We start from the raw sequence: 19,841 nt of genomic DNA on the forward strand, positions 1-19,841 counted from the left end.
CGCCCTTATTGCTGTTCGACGAGTGCGCGGGCTTCCGCGACGTGGCCGCGATACGCTTCGAAAATCTTGCGCAGCGCTTCGTCGAAAGTCGACGTGGGTGCCCAGCTGAGTTCCTGTTTCGTGTTGTCGATCTTCGGCACGCGGTTCTGGACGTCCTGATAGCCGTTGCCGTAGTACGCGCCCGACGACGTTTCGACCAGTTGCACTTTCCTGGCCAAGTCCGCGTATTCGGGGAATTCGGCCGCGAGTGCCAGCATCTTGTGCGCGAGCTCACGCACCGAGAAGTTGTTGATCGGGTTGCCGATGTTGTAGATCTTGCCGGTGGCGACGCCGTTCTTGTTCTCGATGATCTTCATCAGCGCGCTGATGCCGTCGTCGATGTCCGTGAACGCGCGCTTCTGCGCGCCGCCATCGACGAGGCTGATGTTCTCGCCGCGCACGATGTGGCCGAGGAACTGCGTGACCACGCGCGAGCTACCTTCCTTCGGCGTGTAGATCGAGTCGAGGCCTGGGCCGATCCAGTTGAACGGACGAAACAGCGTGAAGTTCAGGCCTTCCATGCCGTAGCCCCAGATCACGCGGTCCATCAGCTGCTTCGAGCACGCGTAGATCCAGCGCGGCTTGTTGATCGGGCCGTACGACAGCTGCGATTCTTCCGGATCGAACTGCTCGTCCGTGCACATGCCATAGACCTCGGAGGTCGACGGAAACACCAGATGCTTGCCGTACTTGACGGCTGAACGCACGATCGGCAGGTTCGCCTCGAAGTCGAGTTCGAACACGCGCAGCGGCTGCTTCACATACGTTGCGGGCGTGGCGATCGCGACGAGCGGCAGAATCACATCGCACTTCTTGACGTGATATTCGACCCATTCCTTGTTGATCGTGATGTCGCCTTCGAAGAAGTGCATCCGCTCATGATTGACGAGGTCGCCGAGACGTTCGGTCTGCATGTCCATCCCGAACACTTCCCAGTCGGTGGTTTCGAGAATGCGTTTGGACAGGTGATGGCCGATGAAGCCATTCACACCCAGAATCAGGACTTTTTTCATGAATGAGATTGGATGAGCTGGGCGAATTCCGCCGGACTGACGGCAGACTCGCCGCCGTCGTGCTGATGCCGCAATTCGTGGATGTTGATCGCGCGGCCGTCGCCGCAGATCGCGAATACGGCATTATCGCTTACGTGCAGGCCCAGGGGCAAATCCGAGCGGAGCGCGCCGGGCGCGGCCAGACGCGCGCGCGCGACGATGAAACGGCGCCCGTTCAGCTCGGTGAAAGCGCCCGGATACGGCGGCGCGACCGCGCGGATCAGGTTGTAGACCTGTTGCGCGGACTGATTCCAGTCGATGCGGCCGTCCTCCGGTTTGCGCCCGCCGTAGTAGCTGCCATGCGCGAGATCGTTCGGCAGATGCGGCGCCTCGCCCGCGAGCAGCGCCGGCAGCACGCGCCACAGCGTTTGCTCGGCGGCGACCGTGACCTTGTCGAAGACCTGCGCGGCGGTGTCGTCGGGCAGGATCGGCACCGGTGTTTGCGCAATGATCGCGCCGGCGTCGGGCTTCGCGGCCATTTCGTGCAGCGTTGCGCCGGTTTCGCTTTCGCCGTTAAGCACCGCCCAGTTGGTCGGCACGCGGCCGCGATACTTCGGCAACAGCGAGCCGTGCATGTTGTAAGCGCCCCGTGCGGCGATTGCGAGCAGGTCGAGCGGCAACATGTGGCGGTAGTAGAACGAGAAGATGAAGTCCGGCCGCGCGGCGCTCACCGCGGCGCGCAGTTCGGGGCTCTTCGGATCGGCCGGCGTGACGACGGCAATGCCGTGCCCGGCTGCCACCGACGCGACGCTGCCGAACCAGATGTTCTCGCTCGGGTTGTCTTCGTGGGTCACGACGAGCGCGACCTCGACGCCGCGCGCGAGCAGCACCTGCAGGCAGCGCACGCCGACGTTGTGATACGCGAATACGACGGCGCGCGGCTTCATGGATGGTGTCCCTGGTCGGCGACCGGCACCGGCTGCACGCCTTGCACGACGGTCTGACGCGGCGCTTCGGCGACGGCCCCGCCGTCGCGTTGCTCGAGAATGGTCTGCACCAGATAACGCGGCCGCGCACGCACCTGCTGATAGATCCGGCCGATGTATTCACCGAGCAGGCCGAGCGCGAAGATGATCACGCCGAGCAGGAAGAACGTGATGGCGAACAGCGTGAATACACCTTGCACTTCCGCGCCGATGATGAAACGGCGAATCAGCAGCAGGACGAACAGCGCCGCGGACCCTAGCGACAGGATCACGCCGATGAACGACAGCCATTGCAGCGGCACCACCGAGAAGCCGGTGACGAGGTCGAAATTCAGACGGATCAGCGAGTACAGCGAGTACTTCGACTCACCGGCGAAGCGTTCCTCGTGCGCGACCTCGATTTCCACCGGATTCTGCGCGAACGTGTACGCGAGCGCCGGGATGAACGTGTTGATTTCGCCGCAGCGGTTGATCGTATCGACGATATGGCGGCTGTAGGCGCGCAGCATGCAGCCCTGGTCGGTCATCTTGATGCGCGTGATGCGCTCGCGCAGATGATTCATCGCGCGCGACGCCTTGCGGCGCCACAGGCTGTCCTGGCGCTGCCGACGGATCGTGCCGACGTAGTCGAAACCTTCGCGCATCTTCGCGACGAGCTTGCCGATTTCCTCGGGCGGATTCTGCAGGTCGGCGTCGAGCGTGATCACGATGTCGCCGCGCGACTGCTCGAAGCCCGCGAGAATCGCCATGTGCTGGCCGTAATTACCGTTCAGCAGGATCACGCGCGTGGTGTCGGGGCGCGCGCGGAACTGCCCGGCGAGCAGCGCCGCGGATTTGTCGCGGCTGCCGTCGTTGATGAAGATCACTTCATAACCGGTGCCGAGCGCGTCGAGCGCCGGATAGAGGCGCGCGAACAGCGCGGCCAGTCCGGCTTCCTCGTTGTACACCGGAATGATGATCGACACTTCCGGTGCGACGGCGCGATGTTCCGAATAAGTCATGTCCGCTTATTTTCCGTAGTGTTCGCAAATTTCGTTGACCGCGCGGCACACGCGCTCGACGTCGCCTTCGTTCATCAGCGTGAAGAGTGGCAGCGTGACGGTGGTGGCGCCGAAGCGCTCCGCGTGCGGGAACATGCCTTCCTTGAAGCCGCGCGCGCGGTACAGGGAAAACAGGTGCAGCGCCGGGTAGTGCACGCCCGAGCCGATGCCGCGCTCCTTCAGCTCGCCCATGAAGCCGGCGCGGTCGATCGACAGCTTTTCGAGCGGCAGCGTGATCTGGAACATGTGCCAGTTGCTGTTTTCGAAGTCCGCGGGCGGCAGGCCGACGCCGAGCTGAACGGCCGCGCCGCCTTCGAGTTGCGCGAAGTACGCGCGCACGAGCTTCTTGCGCTGCGCGATGAAGCGCTCGAGATGCGGCAGCTGGCCGAGGCCGACACGCGCGGCGACGTCGGTCAGGTTGTACTTGCCGCCGAGCACGTCGCAGTCCATGCCGTCGAAGCCGGTGCGCGTGATGCCCTGCAGCCGGTACTTCTGCGCGAGCACCGCTTCTTCCTCGTTGTTCAGCACCAGCGCGCCGCCTTCGACCGAGGTCAGGTTCTTGTTCGCGTGGAAGCTGAACGACACGATGTCGCCGAGCTTGCCGATGCGCTCGCCGTTCCAGGTGGAGCCGAATGCCTGCGCGGCGTCTTCGATCACGCGCAGCTCGTGCGCGCGGGCGATCCCGTACAGACGGTCCATGTCGACCGGCAGGCCCGACAGGAACACCGGCAGCAACGCCTTGGTGCGCGGCGTGATCGCTTTTTCGAGCAGGTCGAGATCGATGTTGCGCGTGATCGGGTCGATGTCGGCGAACACTGGCGTCGCGCCGGTTTCGAGGATCACGTTGCAGGTCGACACCCAGGTGGCCGGCGTCGTGATCACTTCGTCGCCGGGACCGACGCCGGCGATGCGCAGGCCGATTTCGAGCGTCGCGGTACCGGAATTGAAGGTGCGCACCGGGCGGCCGCCGCAGAACCCGGACAGCGCGGCCTCGAACTTCTGGTTCTGCGGGCCGGTGGTGATCCAGCCGGAACGCAGCACGTCGGCGACGCCCTGGATCGTTTCCTCGTCGATCTCGGGTTTGACAAACGGCAAAAACGGGACTTGTGACTGGCTCATGAATGCATCGCTCGATTGAAAGGGGCGCGGCCCGACGGGCGCGAAGTAAACCACAAACTACCCGCAAACCCAAGGCCGCGGCTTAAAAAACGCAACCGCTCGGCTTACCGCGGCCTACCTTACGTCACGCTTAGGCTGCGCGTGTGCCGCGCCGGTTCCTACGCGGGGCGCCGCGCCTAGCTGCGCGCGAGCACGACCACGCCGACGAGAATGATGCCGATGCCGACCAGCTTCTGCACCGACATCACTTCGCCGAACAGGTACCACGCGGCGATCGCGTTGACGACGTAGCCCAGTGACAGCATCGGATAGGCGATCGACACGTCCACGCGCGAGAGCCCGATGATCCACACCGCCACGCTGATCACGTAGCAGGCGAGTCCGCCGATGATCGGCGGCTGGGTTGCCAGCTTGAAGCCGATGGGCAGGATGTTCGCACGGGTGAATTCGAAGTGTCCAACGGCATTCGTGCCGGCCTTGAGCAGCAGCTGCGCGCCGGCATTCAGCGTGACGCCGGCCAGGATGCAGAACAGGGAAATCGGGTTCATCGAACGGTCTGGTTCTCGAAAGGGTTAGGGCTTTGCCGCGGGCGTGGAGACGGGGGCCGGCGTGGCCGATGCCGCGGGCCTCACTTCCACGACTGCCGAGGCGGCGTTAGCGGGGGTAGCGGGCGCTGCCGCTGCCGCCGCCGCTGCGGCCGGGGCGGCGGCAGCCGCGTCGGCGAGCGGCTTCATCACCACCACGCGGCGCGGATCGCGCGCGATCACCTGCATCGGCACGCCTTGCTTGACGAGGCGGTCGTAGGTCGGCGGCGGGATCAGCGCGAGGGCGTAGCGATCGGCCTTCCAGCGCTCGATCCACGCGTCGATCGTCGGCACCCATTTTTGCGGCTCGACGGACACGCCGAATGCGAGCTCGTCCGGGTGCGCGACCATGATCATCGTGTGGCCGACGTAGAACGGCAGCGTGTGGTCGAGCACGCCGACCGAGTAGAACGGCGTGTCGGGCGGCAGCTTCGCGAGCTCGGCCTTGATCGCGGGCGCGAGCGGCGCGCCGGAGCTCAGGCGCCCGAACACGTCGTGGCCGGTGCCCGCGATGGTGCCGAGCAGCAGCCAGCCCGCGCCGAACGCGGCGAGGCTGCCGAGACCGACTCGCGCGTTGGCGCCCACGCCGCCCTGGCCGCGGCGGTTCAGCCACAGCGCGAACAGCGTGAGCACGAACGCGACGGCTAGCGCGGCGAGCACCCACACGCGGTATTCGGCATACAGCTCGGCCGGATTGCGCGCAGTGCCGAAGCGCGGCAGGAACAGCGCCGCGAACGCGGCGACCACGAAAAACAGCGCGTAGCCCGCCAGATGCCGGCGCAGCTGCTCGCGCGTGACGAGCGGCAGATACATGCCGATCAGCATCGCGATCGGCGGCGCGATCGGCAGCGTGTAGGACAGCAGCTTCGAATGCGACGCGCTGAAGAACAGGAAAATGAAGACGATCCACGTGAGCATCAGCGTGACCGGCGCGAAGCTGTTCGGCTGACGCGGCTGGCGCCACGCGTGGCGCACGCTTTGCACGGTTACCGACAGCCACGGCAGGAAGCCCACCAGCAGTACTGGCACGAAGTAGTAGAACGCGCCGGGGCGATTCTGCTCGGGCGTCAGATAGCGCTTGAACTGCTGAATGACGAAGAAGAAGTTCAGGAATTCCGGATTGCGCTGCTGCACGAGGACGAACCACGGCGTCACGATCGCGAGAAAAACGATCAGCCCGCTCACCAGATGCAGACGCTTCCACAGCGCCCAGTCGCGCGCGATCAGCGTGTAGAGCACCAGCACCGCGCCCGGCAGGATCAGCCCAACCAGGCCCTTCGAGAGCACCGCCAGCGCCATCGACGCCCAGCACACCCACATCCAGCCGCGCACGCATGGGGGCCGCAGGTTCGGGCGCTGGGCGAGCAGCAGCGCGCACAGCGTGAGCGCCATCCAGAGCGACAGGCCCATGTCGAGCGTATTGAAGTGGCCCATCAGGTTCCAGTACGGCGAACAGGCGAGCACGAGTGCCGCGAACACGCCGGTCGCCGCGTTGAACACGCGGGCGCCGGTAAAGCCGATCAGCAGCACGCCGGCGAAGCCCGTCAGCGCGGTGTAGAGACGCGCCTGCCATTCGCCGATGCCGAACCACGCGAACGTCAGCGCGTTCGCCCAGGTTTGCAGCGGCGGCTTCTCGAAGTACTTGTAGCCGTTGTAGCGCGGCGTGATCCAGTCGCCGGTCAGGAACATTTCGCGCGCCATTTCGGCGTAGCGGCCTTCGTCGCTCGGCAGCAGATGGCGCCAGCCGAGCGGCACGAACCAGATCACGGCGAGAACCAGCACCAGCAACAGGATCGCGGTGCGATTGAGCGGTAGCCTCGACGGCGTATCGTTCATGAAATATCAACCCTTCTTGTTATCGACGGCGCGCGCACGGGCGCGACGCGGGGGGCCAGAACCGGGCCGGCCGGGCGCGCCGGCGCCAGGCACGCTCAGGCCTCGATCAGCAACGCGGCCGCGACCTTGCGGCCCTCGGCCATCAGAATGTTGTAGGTGCGGCAGGCGGCCTTGAAGTCCATCGTTTCTACGCCGATGCGTTTCGCGGTCAGCGCGGCGGTCAGGCGCGGGTGCGGAAAGCGCAGCCGCTCGCCGCTGCCGAACACGACCACTTCGGGCGCGGCGTCGACCAGCATCGCGAAATGCTCGGCGCTCAACTGCTCGAACGAGGAGACGGGCCAGGGAATGACCGGCGCGTCCGGCAGCACGAGAATACTGCCCGCGTGACGCACCAGATTGATTTCGACGTAGTCGGCGCCATAGCCGGTAACGGTATTGAGCGCGCCGCTGGAATCCTGATGTAGTTTCAAATTGGTTTTCCGAAGTCGTCGTGAGACGTCATGCGTGTTGCCGGCCTGGCTGCACGTCGCACAGGCCGCGCGGTTCGACGCGTGTCACACACGAGAAGGCCGAAAAGGCTTGCCGATGCGGGTGGTGCATTGCGGAAGTCGGCCAAAATCCGCTAAATTATAACTTTTTAGCCGCCTTGCGGCGCCCCTCGCTCAAGTGCCGCCACAAGCCGCGCTGGGCGCATCGGCGTGGCCCACCGGCCACCTGGGTTGGCATCGCCCGCTTTCGCTGCGTTTTTTTCCACGCCGGAACCCGGAAAGCCGCGGCCGCTCGACAGTTCGACCCATTTCGCGGCTGGCCGCCGTCGCCGTCGCGTCCGAATTCCCCGTAGCGGTGAATCAGAGCGGCCCGGCGTCGTCAGCCAGGCCCCGTTTGCCCAAGGTTTGCCCCAGCCATCAACCAGGATGAAGTGCCCGCCGTGAAACCGATTCTCAAATCCAACAAGTTGTTGAATGTCTGCTACGACATTCGCGGGCCCGTTCTCGAACATGCGAAGCGGCTCGAAGAAGAGGGTCACCGCATCATCAAGCTGAACATCGGCAATCTGGCACCGTTCGGCTTCGAGGCGCCGGACGAGATCATTCAGGACATGATCCTGAACCTGCCCAGCTCGTCGGGCTACTCCGACTCGAAGGGCGTGTTCGCCGCGCGCAAGGCGATCATGCACTACACGCAGAAAAAGGGCGTGCACGGCGTCGAACTGGACGACGTCTACCTCGGCAACGGCGCGTCCGAGCTGATCGTGATGGCGCTCCAGGGCCTCGTCAACGACGGCGACGAAGTGCTGCTGCCCGCGCCCGATTACCCGCTGTGGACCGCCGGCGTGAGCCTCGCGGGCGGCACGCCGGTGCACTACATCTGCGACGAGTCGAATAGCTGGATGCCCGACCTCGATGACATCCGCGCGAAAATCACGCCGAACACGCGCGCGCTGGTCGTGATCAACCCGAACAACCCGACCGGCGCGCTGTACTCGGACGAACTGCTGCTCGGCCTGATCGAGATCGCGCGCCAGCACGGCCTCGTGATCTTCGCCGACGAGGTGTACGACAAGATCGTCTACGACGGCAAGACGCACACGTCGCTGGCGTCGCTGTCCGAAGACGTGCTGACCGTCACGTTCAACAGCCTGTCGAAGAGCTACCGCTCGTGCGGCTATCGCGCCGGCTGGATGGCCATTTCGGGCCTGACCGGCGAGAACCGCCGGCTCGCGAAAGACTATCTGGAAGGGCTCGGCATCCTCGCGTCGATGCGGCTGTGCCCGAACGTGCCCGGCCAGTACGCGATCCAGACCGCGCTCGGCGGCTATCAGAGCATCAACGACCTGATCGTGCCGGGCGGGCGCCTGTACAAGCAGCGCGAGCTCGCCTACGACATGCTGACGGCGATCCCCGGCGTGAGCTGCGTGAAGCCCGAGGCGGCGCTGTACATGTTCCCGCGCCTCGACCCGAAGGTGTATCCGATCCAGAACGACCAGCAGTTCATCCTCGACCTGCTGCTCGAAGAGCGCGTGCTGCTCGTGCAGGGCACTGGCTTCAACTGGAAGACGCCGGATCACTTCCGTGTCGTGTTCCTGCCGAACGTCGACGACCTCGCGGATTCGATCAACCGGATCGCGCGCTTCCTCGACGGCTACCGCAAACGTCACACAGCCTGAGCCGGCCTCGCGTACGATGTGGCGCCTGATGTGTCAAATGAGGCGCGCCGCTCGTGCCACCCCCGACACCCTTTTCAAACCTCTACTAGATACACACGCTGCATGGAACCGATCAAAGTTGGACTGCTGGGCTTCGGCACGGTAGGCAGTGGGACCTTCACGGTACTGCGCCGCAATCAGGAAGAAATCAAACGTCGCGCGGGTCGCGGCATCGAGATTGCGCGCATTGCCGTGCGCAACCCGGCCAAGGTGACCGCGGCGCTCGGCGGCGAAGCCGGCAGCGTGGCACTGACCGATGACTTCAACGCGGTCGTCGACGATCCTTCGATCGCGATCGTCGCGGAAATGATCGGCGGCACCGGCATCGCGCGCGACCTCGTGCTGCGCGCGATCAACAACGGCAAGCACGTGGTCACCGCCAACAAGGCGCTGCTCGCGGTGCATGGCACGGAGATTTTCGAGGCGGCGCGCGCGAACGGCGTGATGGTCGCGTTCGAGTCGGCGGTGGCGGGTGGCATTCCGATCATCAAGGCACTGCGCGAAGGGCTGACGGCGAACCGCATCCAGTACATCGCGGGCATCATCAACGGCACGACGAACTACATCCTGTCGGAGATGCGTGACCGCGGGCTCGATTTCGCGACCGCGCTGAAGGCCGCGCAGGAGCTCGGCTACGCAGAAGCCGACCCGACCTTCGACATCGAGGGCGTCGACGCGGCGCACAAAGCGACGATCATGAGCGCGATCGCGTTCGGCGTGCCGGTGCAGTTCGACCGCGCGTACGTCGAAGGCATCAGCAAGCTCGCCGCGATCGACATCAAATACGCCGAGGAGCTCGGCTACCGCATCAAGCTGCTCGGCATCACGCGACGCACCGACAAGGGCATCGAGCTGCGCGTGCACCCCACGTTGATTCCGGAAAAGCGCCTGCTCGCGAATGTGGAAGGCGCGATGAACGCGGTCGTCGTGCATGGCGACGCGGTCGGCACGACGCTGTACTACGGCAAGGGCGCGGGCGCCGAGCCGACGGCTTCCGCCGTGGTCGCCGATCTCGTCGACGTGACGCGTCTGCACACGGCCGACCCCGAGCACCGTGTGCCGCATCTGGCATTCCAGCCGGACAGCCTGTCGAACACCCCGATCCTGCCGATCGAAGAAGTCACGAGCGGCTACTACCTGCGCCTGCGCGTTGCCGACGTGACCGGCGTGCTCGCCGACATCACGCGCATTCTGGCGGACACCGGCATTTCGATCGACGCGCTGCTGCAAAAGGAATCGGAGCTCGTCGACGCGAACGGCAAGGGCGAAACCGACATTCTGCTGATCACGCACGAGACGGTCGAAAAGCAGGTCAATGCCGCGATCAGGTCGATCGAGGCGCTCGAGACCGTCGTCTCGCAAGTCACGAAGCTGCGCATGGAAGCGCTGAACTAGGCCGAACTATGAACTACCTCTCCACGCGCGGCGCCGGAGCCGGCGAGCGCCATACCTTCTCCGAGATCCTGCTCGGCGGTCTCGCGAAAGACGGCGGCCTGTATCTGCCGGCCGACTATCCGCGCGTCACCCCGGACGAACTCACGCGCTGGCGCACGCTGCCGTACGCGGATCTCGCCTTCGAGATCCTGTCGAAGTTCTGCGACGACATTCCCGCCGACGACCTGCGCGCACTGACGGGCAAGACCTACACGGCGGCGACCTACTGCAACGTGCGCGACGACGAAAGCGCCGCGCAGATCACGCCGCTGAAGACGCTCGGCGTCGAAGACGGCGCGCCGCTGTCGCTGCTCGAACTGTCGAACGGTCCGACGCTCGCGTTCAAGGACATGGCAATGCAGCTGATCGGCAACCTGTTCGAGTACGCGCTCGCGAAGCATGGCGAAACGCTGAACATTCTCGGCGCGACGTCGGGCGACACCGGCAGCGCCGCTGAATACGCGATGCGCGGCAAGAAGGGCATCCGCGTGTTCATGCTGTCGCCGTACAAAAAGATGAGCGCGTTCCAGACCGCGCAGATGTACAGCCTGCAAGACCCGAACATCTTCAACCTCGCGGTGCAAGGCGTGTTCGACGACGCGCAGGACATCGTGAAGGCGGTGTCGAACGATCACGCGTTCAAGGCGAAGTACAAGATCGGCACGGTCAACTCGATCAACTGGGCGCGGGTCGTCGCGCAGGTCGTCTATTACTTCAAGGGCTACTTTGCCGCGACGAAGTCGAACGCCGAGCGCGTGTCGTTCACGGTGCCGTCGGGCAACTTCGGCAACGTGTGCGCGGGTCATATCGCGCGCATGATGGGTCTGCCGATCGAGAAGCTCGTCGTCGCGACCAACGAGAACGACGTGCTCGACGAGTTCTTCCGCACTGGTATTTACCGCGTACGCAAGGCGGCCGAGACGTATCACACGAGCAGCCCGAGCATGGACATCTCGAAGGCATCGAACTTCGAGCGCTTCGTGTACGACCTGCTCGGCCGCGATCCGGCGCGCGTGCTGCAACTGTTCCGCGACGTCGAGGAGAAGGGCGGTTTCGATCTCGCGGCAAGTGGCGACTTCGCGCGCGTAAAGGAGTTCGGTTTCGTGTCAGGCAGCAGCAGCCACGACACCCGCGTCGACACGATCCGCGACGTGTTCCAGCGTTACGACACGATGATCGACACGCACACGGCCGACGGCGTGAAGGTCGCGCGCGAGCATCTGCAGCCCGGCATTCCGATGATCGTGCTCGAGACCGCGCAGCCGATCAAGTTCGGCGAGACGATCCGCGAGGCGCTGCTACGCGAGCCGGAGCGGCCGGCGGCGTTCTCGGGGCTCGAGTCGCTGCCGCAGCGCTTCGAGGTCGTGCCCGCGGATGCGCAGCGGGTGAAGGACTTCATCGTCGCGAATACCGGCGAATAAGGGCGAGCGGGCCGCGTGTCGCTTCGCGTTGATCGACGCTCACGCCCGCACTACGAGAAAACGCTGGCCGCACCCTCCGCGGCCACGCATCGAAAAACACCCAAAGCTCCCCATAACGCCCGGCCGCCCAGGCTAACGGCATCGGCCGCTACAATGTTCTTTTAACCTGCGGCTTCCACCCTCCAGATGTCCACACCCACGCCCCGCGCCCCGATGCTCGCCACTGCCGATGCGCTGGCGATCCTGCTCGACGCCGCGCGCGCGCTCGACGGTATCGAAACACTGCCGACGCTCGACGCGCTGAATCGCGTGCTCGCCACCGACGTCACGTCGCCGCTCGACGTGCCGCCGATGAACACGAGCGCGATGGACGGCTACGCGGTCCGCATCGCCGATCTCGCGCACGGTAGCCGCCTGCCGGTCTCGCAACGCATTCCGGCCGGCCATGCGCCGACGCCGCTCGCGCCCAACAGCGCGGCACGCATCTTCACCGGCGCGACGGTGCCCGCCGGCGCGGACGCGGTCGTGATGCAGGAGCAGACCGAGGCGGCTGGCGACGAGGTGACGATCGTGCATCGTCCGCAGGCGGGCGAGTGGATCACCGCACAGGGCGCCGATATTCGCGCGGGCTCGGTGATCCTGCCGGCCGGCACGCGGCTCACGCCGCAGGCGTTGGGGCTTGCCGCGTCGGTCGGATGCGCGCGGCTCGAGGTGCGCCGCCGCGTGAAAGTCGCCGTATTCTTCACCGGCGACGAACTGACGATGCCCGGCGAGCCGCTGAAGCCCGGCGCGATCTACAACTCGAATCGCTTCACGCTGCGCGGCCTGCTCGAGAAGCTCGGCTGCGACGTGACCGACTATGGCATCGTCGCCGATCAACTCGACGCGACCCGCGCGACGCTGCGCGAAGCCGCCGAGGCGCACGATCTGATTCTCACCTGCGGCGGCGTGTCGGTCGGCGAGGAGGATCACGTGAAGCCAGCGGTGGAGGCGGAAGGGCGTCTGTCGATGTGGCAGATCGCCATGAAGCCGGGCAAGCCGCTCGCGTTCGGCGCGGTGCGGCGTGGTGCGGGTGGTGCGGGTGGTGCGGGTGGTGCAAATGGGGGCGAGCCGGCCGAAACGTTTTTCATCGGCCTGCCCGGCAATCCGGTGTCGAGCTTCGTGACGTTCCTGCTGTTCGTGCGTCCGTTCGTACTGCGGCTGGCCGGCGTGCAGGCGGTCGCGCCGCGCGCGTTGTCGCTGCGCGCGGACTTCACGCAGGGCAAGGCCGATCGCCGCAACGAGTTCCTGCGCGCGCGCGTCAACGTGGCGGGAGGGCTCGATCTGTTTGCCAATCAGAGTTCGGCCGTGTTGACGTCGACCGTGTGGGGCGACGGTCTGATCGACAATCCGCCGAACCACGCGATCAGCGCCGGCGAAACCGTGCGCTTCATTCCGTTTTCCGAACTGTTGAACTGAGGCCGGTCGTGCGCGGCATGCGCGGCGTAGACCGGCGGTATCCCGATGAAGATCGAACTCCGATATTTTGCGAGCGTGCGTGAAGCGCTCAATACGTCCGACGAAAGCGTCGAGGTGCCCGACGGCATCGCGACCGTCGGCGATGTGCGTGCGTGGCTGCGCGTGCGTGGCGGCATCTGGGCCGAGACGCTCGCCGAAGGCCGCGCGCTGCGCATGGCCTGCAACCACGTGATGACCGGCGCGAGCACCCGCATCACCGAGGGCTGCGAGGTCGCGTTCTTTCCGCCCGTCACCGGCGGCTGAACCGCGCTCTCGCACATCACGTTCACGCCAGCGACAAAAGCCCTCAGGAGCCGTCCATGCCCGTTCGCGTCCAGACCGAAGACTTCGACCTCAGCGCCGAGGTGGCCGCGCTGCGCGCGCGCAATCCGAGGATCGGCGCGCTCGCGTGCTTCGTCGGCACCGTGCGCGATCTCAACGAGGGCAGCGCGGTCGAGACGATGGAGCTCGAGCATTATCCGGGCATGACGGAGAAGTCGCTCGAGGCGATCGTCGAGCGTGCGCGCGAACGCTGGCCGGGCATCGAGGTGCTGATCGTGCATCGCGTCGGCAAGCTGTATCCGCTCGATCAGATCGTGCTCGTTGCGACGACGGCCGCGCATCGCGGCGACGCGTTTGCGTCGTGTGAATTCGTGATGGACTATCTGAAGACCGAAGCGCCATTCTGGAAGAAGGAGAAAACCGACGCGGGCGAGCGCTGGGTCGACGCGCGCGTGACCGACGATGCCGCGCTCGCGCGCTGGGGAATCGAATCGGGAAATCGGACTCCGGAGTAAACGAGTCGCGGGCCGCGGAGTTGCGACGGCGCACGCGGCGTCTTTGTGTGAGGGGCGTCGGCGCGTCGACGTTCACTCGTCCCGCGAGCGTCCGATGATTGGCACCGGGAACGGCTCCCCAGCCGGTCGCGACGGATGCTCGCCATCGTCGTCAACGTCGCCATCTCGCGGCCGACGCTTCGGCGCCACCCGCTCGAGCAGCGCCTGCTGCTCCGGCGGGATCTTGTAATCCCAGCCGAAACGGCTCAGTTGCAGACTCTGCGCGATCCGCAGCGCCGGCTCCATGAAACGGACCGCCGCGGCCGGCTGATAGCGCGATTCGACCGTATCGAGGAACAGATACAGCCAGCGGCTGAAATGCTGCGGCTCGATGCCTTCGAGCGGCTGATGCGCCTGCTGCACGTTGCCGCGATACTGCTTCGCGCCGAGCACGAGGCTGCTCCAGAATGTGCACATCTTCGGCAGATGGTCGTCCCCGCGGCCCGCGAGCTTCGCGTCGAAGACCGGACCGAGCAGCGGGTCGGCACGCACGCGATCGTAAAAGCCATAGACGAGGTCGCCGATATTGGCGTCGGTGGGTTCGGCCGCGCGTTCGACCGGCGGCGCGGCGGGGAAAGACGGATTCATGCGGATTCCGGAAAATTGCGGTTGCCGATGACGGCTGAACTGAACCTTGACCCCCCCGTTTTTCTAACAAACGGTTGATGCGGAAAAAGCTACTATTGCTATCCGAAACAGTTTTGCAGCGCGATTCGGGGAACGACGCCCGCCGGCCAGTCATGCCAGCCAGTCGTGTCAGGGCGTAGCGCTCGTTCCCGGCAACCCGTGCCTCGACGCGGTTATCGGGACGTTCAAGGCACTTGCTCGCCGCCTTTCAAGCTATACCGGGACCTATGAGACTTACCGACTATACGGATTACGCGCTGCGCGTGCTGCTGTACCTCGCGGTGCGGGGCGACGGATTATCGACGATTCAGGACATTTCGCAAGCCTACGGCATCTCGAAGAACCATCTGATGAAGGTCGTGCAGCAGCTGGGCGAGCTCGGCTGGGTCGAAACCGTGCGCGGCCGCAACGGCGGCTTGCGGCTCGGCGCGCAATCGCTGTCGCTGAGCGTCGGCGACGTGGTGCGGGTCACGGAAAGCGACTTTGCGCTGGTCGGCTGTCTGCCGGACCGGCAGGGCCGACAGCGGCCTTGCGTCATCACGACGCAGTGCCGGCTGCGTGGCGCGTTGCAGGCGGCGAACCTCGCTTTTCTCGCCGAGCTCGATCGTTTTACGATCGGCGAAGTCGCGCAACCGAAAAGTCCGCTCGCGGCGTTGCTCGGGTTAGGCTCCACGATTCAGATGGTGCCGCTGCCGATTACGGTGATATCGGATAGCACGCGCGGCGGCAGTCCGGCGACGCTGGGCCGCAAGAACTAGAACATCCGGCCGGCTCCCGGGTGCGCAAACCCGCCCGGCCGCGCCACTGGGGAAGGATCGCGGCAGTTCTTGCGCTCAAATGTTAAATAGTTGCGACCGAGGCCAAAAAAGCGCTTGAAACCCTAATAAAACGCCTCATTTTGGTGGTAATCGAAATTGGAGGCCTCTTGATGAGAATCGACAAACTCACCACTAAATTCCAGGAAGCGCTCGCGGACGCCCAGAGTCTGGCGGTTGGCCACGACAATCAGTACATCGAACCCGTCCACGTGCTCGCGGCACTCGTCGCGCAGCAGGACGGCTCCGCTCGCTCGCTGCTGTCGCGCGCCGGCGTGCATGTACAACCTCTACAAATCGCACTGAACGACGCGGTCACGCGGCTGCCCCAAGTGCAAGGCACCGATGGCAACGTGCAGATCGGCCGCGAACTGACCGGTCTGTTGAACCAGGCCGATAAGGAAGCGCAGAAGCTCAACGACACGTTCGTCGCGAGCGAAATGTTCCTGCTCGCGGTCGCCGACGACAAAGGCGAGGCCGGCCGTCTCGCGCGCGAGCATGGGTTGTCGCGCAAGGCGCTCGAAACCGCGATCGCCGCGGTGCGCGGCGGCTCGCAGGTGCATAGCCAGGACGCCGAAAGCCAGCGCGAAGCGCTGAAGAAATACACGATCGACCTGACCGAGCGCGCCCGCGCAGGCAAGCTCGACCCCGTGATCGGCCGCGACGACGAAATCCGCCGTTCCATTCAGATCCTGCAGCGCCGCACCAAGAACAACCCGGTGCTGATCGGCGAGCCGGGCGTCGGCAAGACCGCGATCGTCGAGGGGCTCGCGCAGCGCATCGTCAACGGCGAAGTGCCGGAAACGCTGAAGAACAAGCGCGTGCTGTCGCTCGACATGGCCGCGCTGCTCGCGGGCGCCAAATATCGCGGCGAGTTCGAGGAGCGCCTGAAGGCGGTGCTCAACGACATCGCGAAGGACGAAGGGCAAACCATCGTCTTCATCGACGAGATTCACACGATGGTCGGCGCCGGCAAGGCCGAAGGCGCGATGGACGCGGGCAACATGCTGAAGCCGGCGCTCTCGCGCGGCGAGCTGCATTGCGTCGGCGCGACCACGCTCGACGAATACCGCAAGTACATCGAAAAGGATGCCGCGCTCGAGCGCCGTTTCCAGAAGGTGCTGGTGGACGAGCCGTCGGTCGAGGCGACCATCGCGATCCTGCGCGGTCTGCAGGAGCGCTATGAGCTGCACCACGGCGTCGACATCACCGACCCGGCGATCGTCGCGGCCGCCGAGCTGTCGCATCGTTACATCACGGACCGCTTCCTGCCCGACAAGGCGATCGATCTGATCGACGAAGCCGCGTCGAAGATCAAGATGGAAATCGACTCGAAGCCGGAGGAGATGGATCGACTCGACCGTCGTCTGATCCAGCTGAAGATCGAACGCGAAGCGGTGAAGAAGGAGAAGGACGAAGCGTCGCAGAAGCGTCTGCAGCTGATCGAAGAGGAAATCGAGCGGCTCAACCGCGAATATTCGGACCTCGATGAAATCTGGACCGCGGAAAAAGCGGCGGTGCAGGGCAGCGCGCAACTGAAGGAAGAGATCGAGAAGACGCGTGCGGAAATCGTGCGTCTGCAGCGTGAGGGCAAGCTCGAGAAGGTGGCCGAGTTGCAGTACGGCAAGCTGCCGGGTCTCGAGGCGCAGCTGAAGGAAGTAACGCGCGCCGAGGCCGAGGAGCAGAACAGTCCGAAGCGTCCGCGTCTGTTGCGCACGCAGGTCGGCGCGGAAGAAATTGCCGAGGTCGTGTCGCGGTCCACCGGCATTCCGGTGTCGCGCATGATGCAGGGCGAGCGCGAAAAGCTGCTGCAGATCGAGTCGAAGCTGCATGAGCGCGTGGTCGGCCAGGACGAGGCGATCAGCGCGGTCGCCGATGCGATTCGCCGCTCGCGCGCGGGTCTCTCGGACCCGAACCGTCCGTATGGCTCGTTCCTGTTCCTCGGGCCGACCGGCGTCGGCAAGACCGAGCTGTGCAAGGCGTTGGCGTCGTTCCTGTTCGATTCGGAAGAGCATCTCATCCGTATCGACATGAGCGAGTTCATGGAGAAGCACAGCGTCGCGCGTCTGATCGGCGCGCCGCCGGGTTACGTCGGCTACGAGGAGGGCGGTTATCTGACCGAGGCCGTGCGCCGCAAGCCGTATAGCGTGATCCTGCTCGACGAAATCGAGAAGGCGCATCCGGACGTGTTCAACGTGCTGCTGCAGGTGCTCGACGACGGCCGCATGACCGATGGCCAGGGCCGCACCGTCGACTTCAAGAACACGGTGATCGTGATGACCTCGAACCTCGGTTCGCAGGTAATCCAGGCGATGGTCGGCGAGCCGCAGGAAGCCGTGAAGGACGCCGTGTGGGAAGAGGTGAAGCTGCACTTCCGGCCCGAGTTCCTGAACCGGATCGACGACGTCGTCGTGTTCCATGCGCTCGATCGCTCGAACATCCAGTCGATCGCGCGGATCCAGCTGCAGCGTCTGCACGAGCGGCTCGCGAAGCTCGACATGCAGCTGGTGGTGTCGGACGCGGCGCTCGAGCACATCGGCAAGGTCGGCTACGACCCGCTGTTCGGTGCGCGGCCGCTGAAGCGCGCGATCCAGCAGGAGATCGAGAACCCGATCGCGAAGCTGATTCTGGCCGGCAAGTTCGGTCCGAAGGATGTAATTCCGGTCGAAGTGGACGACGGCAAGCTGCTGTTCGAGCGCGTCGTGCACTGAAGGCGATGGCTTGATGATGCGAAGGGACGACGGCAGGCGAGTCGTTCCCGCCAACGTTAAGAAACCGGCAACGAAGGTGACTTCGTTGCCGGTTTTCTTTTGCCCGCCGATTTCAAACCGGTGGCATCACCGTGGAGCGAAGGTCTCTGCAAGCCGCCAGCGCATGGCGCACAGCGTGCTCAAGCGTTGCCCTTGTTGCCGAGCAGCGCCGACAGGCCGCCGAGCGCGCCGAGCACCGTGGTCGCGTTCAGCTTGCCATCGGCCGGCACTTCGCCTTCCGGCGTGGCCGCGTTGACGACGTGCGGCAGGATCTGCGACAGCAGACCCGTCACCTGATCCGGCTGGACGCCGGCCTTGGCGGCGAGACCGGTCACGGCTTCCGAGCCCAGCACGTTATGCAGCGCGTCGGGTGCGATCGGCTGGTTTTCTCCATTGCCGACCCACGACGACACGACGTCGCCGAGGCCCTTTTCCTGGAAGCGCTGGATCAGGCCGTTCAGGCCACCAGGCTGGTTGTTGACGAATTCGAGCGCGGCGGCGATCAGCGCTTGCTGGCCGCCGCCTTCTGGCGATTTGCCAAGCAGGGAACCGATGGTGTCGAGTAGGCTCATGACGGTCTCTCTTCAATGCCGGCGCGTATGACGGCCGGGCGGGTGACGTCGACGCGCGGTTGCGCGTCGCGGTGAAACGCAAGGGCGGCAGCCCCGCCGGGCTCAAGCGCCGGACGCAGCCGCGGCGGATGCCGCCTTGCTCTTCTTCGCTTTCTTCTTCGAAGCCTTGGTGCCGGACGCGTCGGCCGGTGCGCTAGCCGCGACGGCCGGAGCCGAAGCGGCTGCCGCTTCGGATGCTGCGGCCTTGTCCTTCTTCTTCGACTTCGACGGCTTCGCGGCCGAGGCGGGGGCAGCCGCGGCCGGCGCTGCCGTCGTGGCAGCGGGCGCGGCGGCGGTGGTTGCCGCGGGAGCCGCCGGTGTGGTCTTCGTGGCCGGCTTGGTGGACGTCTTCGCGCCGGTCGGCGGTGCCGACGAGCCGTTGATCGTCAGTCCGGCCGCTTCGAGGTTCTCGACCGATTTCTGGCCGATGCCCTTCACACGCGCGGCGAGATCGTCGGCGTTCTTGAACGGGCCGTTTTTGGCGCGTTCGTCGACAATCGCTTTCGCATGCACGGGGCCGATGCCCTTGACCGATTCGAGCGCGGCCTGATCGGCGGTATTCACTTCCACGGCCGCGGCAAATCCGGCCGACAGCGACAAAGCCACAGCGACGCAAAGCATGAAAAGCTTCTTCAGCATGGCAAGCACTCCATTGAGGGCAAAAAGTTAGCCGGGAACGGACAACCTATCCTGTCAGCGGGCGCTGCGTTTAAGCATAGGACAAATCGCAGGCCCGATTTGAGATAGCGGACGATTTATACCGATCGATTGATGACAAGTAAATCCACCACACAATATTTAAAGCTTTTGGCGGCATGCAGTGCCGGTGAATTTATCGGTCGATATCGATCGCGATAACTCGTCTGCGATAAAGAATGAGCAACGCAAAGGAATGACAGCGTCCGACGCTTGACTTAGAGTCATAGCGTTATACAGAAGTCATTAGCCGAGCCCTTCGCGGAGCGCGCGTAGCGTGTCAGCGGCAGCGAGTACCTGATCGAGCCCTCGCCAGATGGTCTTGGCGCCCGGCTCACCGTCACTCTTTCGG

At 65.0% G+C, this 19,841-nt stretch carries 18 protein-coding genes; 8 read left to right on the plus strand and 10 right to left on the minus strand.

Annotated elements, in window-relative coordinates; translation table 11 throughout:
* Positions 1–5: 5 nt before the first annotated feature.
* The 7 genes from F6X37_RS29110 to F6X37_RS29140 all read right to left on the minus strand — a co-directional run bounded on the left by F6X37_RS29110 (position 6) and on the right by F6X37_RS29140 (position 7,066).
* A complete protein-coding gene (locus tag F6X37_RS29110; protein WP_090804581.1) occupies positions 6–1,052 on the minus strand; it encodes a bifunctional UDP-4-keto-pentose/UDP-xylose synthase in 1,047 nt (348 codons plus the stop codon).
* Positions 1,049–1,978, minus strand: coding sequence for a formyltransferase (locus F6X37_RS29115; RefSeq protein WP_187613698.1), 930 nt, complete (start codon positions 1,976–1,978; stop codon positions 1,049–1,051). The genes F6X37_RS29110 and F6X37_RS29115 overlap by 4 nt, the downstream gene beginning before the upstream one ends.
* Positions 1,975–3,018 (minus strand): glycosyltransferase, encoded by a 1,044-nt coding sequence (locus F6X37_RS29120; protein WP_184029067.1) that lies wholly within the window; start codon positions 3,016–3,018, stop codon positions 1,975–1,977. The genes F6X37_RS29115 and F6X37_RS29120 overlap by 4 nt, the downstream gene beginning before the upstream one ends.
* 6 nt (positions 3,019–3,024) lie before the next feature.
* Positions 3,025–4,176 carry a DegT/DnrJ/EryC1/StrS family aminotransferase gene (locus F6X37_RS29125; protein WP_187613699.1) on the minus strand — a complete coding sequence of 384 codons (1,152 nt, stop codon included), beginning with the start codon at positions 4,174–4,176 and terminating at the stop codon, positions 3,025–3,027.
* Positions 4,177–4,352: 176 nt separating this feature from the next.
* Entirely contained in the window at positions 4,353–4,724 is a 372-nt protein-coding gene (locus F6X37_RS29130) for an SMR family transporter (protein ID WP_013089326.1), read from the minus strand.
* 24 nt (positions 4,725–4,748) lie between these two features.
* Positions 4,749–6,596 (minus strand): ArnT family glycosyltransferase, encoded by a 1,848-nt coding sequence (locus F6X37_RS29135; RefSeq protein WP_187613700.1) that lies wholly within the window; start codon positions 6,594–6,596, stop codon positions 4,749–4,751.
* A 95-nt stretch (positions 6,597–6,691) separates the two neighbouring features.
* Entirely contained in the window at positions 6,692–7,066 is a 375-nt protein-coding gene (locus F6X37_RS29140; RefSeq protein ID WP_090804589.1) for an Mth938-like domain-containing protein, read from the minus strand.
* Between the two features lie 449 nt (positions 7,067–7,515).
* Here F6X37_RS29140 and F6X37_RS29145 point away from each other — a divergent pair, with 449 nt between their 5' ends.
* From F6X37_RS29145 to F6X37_RS29170, 6 genes are all read left to right on the plus strand, one after another.
* Positions 7,516–8,763, plus strand: coding sequence for a pyridoxal phosphate-dependent aminotransferase (locus F6X37_RS29145; RefSeq protein WP_090804591.1), 1,248 nt, complete (start codon positions 7,516–7,518; stop codon positions 8,761–8,763).
* 102 nt (positions 8,764–8,865) lie between these two features.
* Complete coding sequence (locus F6X37_RS29150; RefSeq protein ID WP_187613701.1) at positions 8,866–10,197, plus strand: homoserine dehydrogenase; 1,332 nt, start codon at positions 8,866–8,868, stop codon at positions 10,195–10,197.
* An 8-nt stretch (positions 10,198–10,205) separates the two neighbouring features.
* Complete coding sequence (gene thrC / locus F6X37_RS29155) at positions 10,206–11,657, plus strand: threonine synthase (protein ID WP_187613702.1); 1,452 nt, start codon at positions 10,206–10,208, stop codon at positions 11,655–11,657.
* A 213-nt stretch (positions 11,658–11,870) separates the two neighbouring features.
* Positions 11,871–13,115 carry a gephyrin-like molybdotransferase Glp gene (glp, locus tag F6X37_RS29160; RefSeq protein ID WP_187613703.1) on the plus strand — a complete coding sequence of 415 codons (1,245 nt, stop codon included), beginning with the start codon at positions 11,871–11,873 and terminating at the stop codon, positions 13,113–13,115.
* Positions 13,116–13,160: 45 nt separating this feature from the next.
* Entirely contained in the window at positions 13,161–13,418 is a 258-nt protein-coding gene (gene moaD / locus F6X37_RS29165) for a molybdopterin converting factor subunit 1 (protein ID WP_090804599.1), read from the plus strand.
* Between the two features lie 56 nt (positions 13,419–13,474).
* Positions 13,475–13,951: a molybdenum cofactor biosynthesis protein MoaE gene (locus F6X37_RS29170; RefSeq protein ID WP_184064873.1), complete on the plus strand. Its 477-nt coding sequence runs from the start codon at positions 13,475–13,477 to the stop codon at positions 13,949–13,951.
* 72 nt (positions 13,952–14,023) lie between these two features.
* Here F6X37_RS29170 and F6X37_RS29175 read toward each other — a convergent pair whose 3' ends face one another.
* Positions 14,024–14,578, minus strand: coding sequence for a group III truncated hemoglobin (locus tag F6X37_RS29175; protein WP_187613704.1), 555 nt, complete (start codon positions 14,576–14,578; stop codon positions 14,024–14,026).
* A 266-nt stretch (positions 14,579–14,844) separates the two neighbouring features.
* Between F6X37_RS29175 and F6X37_RS29180 the strand changes: the two genes are divergently transcribed.
* Together F6X37_RS29180 and clpB are read left to right on the plus strand one after the other, a co-directional pair.
* Positions 14,845–15,375, plus strand: a complete 531-nt coding sequence (locus F6X37_RS29180) for an Rrf2 family transcriptional regulator (RefSeq protein WP_187613705.1) — start codon at positions 14,845–14,847, stop codon at positions 15,373–15,375.
* A 170-nt stretch (positions 15,376–15,545) separates the two neighbouring features.
* Entirely contained in the window at positions 15,546–18,143 is a 2,598-nt protein-coding gene (clpB, locus tag F6X37_RS29185) for an ATP-dependent chaperone ClpB (RefSeq protein ID WP_187613706.1), read from the plus strand.
* A 179-nt stretch (positions 18,144–18,322) separates the two neighbouring features.
* On the opposite strand, the gene F6X37_RS29190 is transcribed toward clpB, so the two are convergent.
* The gene (locus F6X37_RS29190) at positions 18,323–18,754 is read right to left on the minus strand and encodes a YidB family protein (RefSeq protein WP_018418148.1); all 432 of its coding nucleotides are present in this window, start codon (positions 18,752–18,754) and stop codon (positions 18,323–18,325) included.
* Positions 18,755–18,856: 102 nt separating this feature from the next.
* Positions 18,857–19,432, minus strand: a complete 576-nt coding sequence (locus F6X37_RS29195) for a ComEA family DNA-binding protein (RefSeq protein ID WP_184064883.1) — start codon at positions 19,430–19,432, stop codon at positions 18,857–18,859.
* Positions 19,433–19,841 lie beyond the last annotated feature (409 nt).

Source organism: Paraburkholderia sp. 31.1 (assembly GCF_014397645.1).
Lineage (GTDB): Bacteria > Pseudomonadota > Gammaproteobacteria > Burkholderiales > Burkholderiaceae > Paraburkholderia > Paraburkholderia tuberum.

Excerpts from the sequence above, each read along its gene's own strand:
- F6X37_RS29110 (WP_090804581.1), bottom strand. The coding sequence starts at position 1,052 with ATGAAAAAAGTCCTGATTCTGGGTGTGAATGGCTTCATCGGCCATCAC.
- F6X37_RS29115 (WP_187613698.1), bottom strand. The coding sequence starts at position 1,978 with ATGAAGCCGCGCGCCGTCGTATTCGCGTATCACAACGTCGGCGTGCGC.
- F6X37_RS29120 (WP_184029067.1), bottom strand. The coding sequence starts at position 3,018 with ATGACTTATTCGGAACATCGCGCCGTCGCACCGGAAGTGTCGATCATC.
- F6X37_RS29125 (WP_187613699.1), bottom strand. The coding sequence starts at position 4,176 with ATGAGCCAGTCACAAGTCCCGTTTTTGCCGTTTGTCAAACCCGAGATC.
- F6X37_RS29130 (WP_013089326.1), bottom strand. The coding sequence starts at position 4,724 with ATGAACCCGATTTCCCTGTTCTGCATCCTGGCCGGCGTCACGCTGAAT.
- F6X37_RS29135 (WP_187613700.1), bottom strand. The coding sequence starts at position 6,596 with ATGAACGATACGCCGTCGAGGCTACCGCTCAATCGCACCGCGATCCTG.
- F6X37_RS29150 (WP_187613701.1), top strand. The coding sequence starts at position 8,866 with ATGGAACCGATCAAAGTTGGACTGCTGGGCTTCGGCACGGTAGGCAGT.
- thrC (WP_187613702.1), top strand. The coding sequence starts at position 10,206 with ATGAACTACCTCTCCACGCGCGGCGCCGGAGCCGGCGAGCGCCATACC.
- glp (WP_187613703.1), top strand. The coding sequence starts at position 11,871 with ATGCTCGCCACTGCCGATGCGCTGGCGATCCTGCTCGACGCCGCGCGC.
- moaD (WP_090804599.1), top strand. The coding sequence starts at position 13,161 with ATGAAGATCGAACTCCGATATTTTGCGAGCGTGCGTGAAGCGCTCAAT.
- F6X37_RS29170 (WP_184064873.1), top strand. The coding sequence starts at position 13,475 with ATGCCCGTTCGCGTCCAGACCGAAGACTTCGACCTCAGCGCCGAGGTG.
- F6X37_RS29175 (WP_187613704.1), bottom strand. The coding sequence starts at position 14,578 with ATGAATCCGTCTTTCCCCGCCGCGCCGCCGGTCGAACGCGCGGCCGAA.
- F6X37_RS29180 (WP_187613705.1), top strand. The coding sequence starts at position 14,845 with ATGAGACTTACCGACTATACGGATTACGCGCTGCGCGTGCTGCTGTAC.
- clpB (WP_187613706.1), top strand. The coding sequence starts at position 15,546 with ATGAGAATCGACAAACTCACCACTAAATTCCAGGAAGCGCTCGCGGAC.
- F6X37_RS29190 (WP_018418148.1), bottom strand. The coding sequence starts at position 18,754 with ATGAGCCTACTCGACACCATCGGTTCCCTGCTTGGCAAATCGCCAGAA.
- F6X37_RS29195 (WP_184064883.1), bottom strand. The coding sequence starts at position 19,432 with ATGCTGAAGAAGCTTTTCATGCTTTGCGTCGCTGTGGCTTTGTCGCTG.